The sequence below is a fragment of the Pelomicrobium sp. G1 genome, assembly GCF_051905455.1.
Taxonomy (GTDB): domain Bacteria; phylum Pseudomonadota; class Gammaproteobacteria; order Burkholderiales; family UBA6910; genus Pelomicrobium.
Map to the genome: position 1 here is coordinate 1 of NZ_JBQACR010000606.1, position 236 is coordinate 236.

General features: G+C 70.3%; 1 protein-coding gene. It reads right to left on the reverse strand.

Annotated features, from left to right (window positions below; translation table 11 throughout):
• The coding region (locus tag ACTFO6_RS19815; RefSeq protein ID WP_439936000.1) for a 50S ribosomal protein L11 methyltransferase at window positions 1-236 on the reverse strand (236 nt) is incomplete at both ends.

The window sequence follows — 236 nt, forward strand, 5'->3', positions numbered from 1 at the left end:
TCAGGCGAGCGGCGGTCCGGGCGAAGAGGTCCGGATCGTTGGCTTCCACCTGATCTGCGCCCGCTATCGCCGCCGCGATGGCGCCGATGGCGCAGCCGGCGCCGAGGTCGAGGACTCGTGCTCCTTTGACGATCTCGGCATGGTCCAGGACATAGCGCGCCAGGGCTTGGCCGCCCGGCCACGCCACTGCCCAATAGGGCGGCGGATGTCCCAGGCCAAGTCGCACTTCCTGCGCG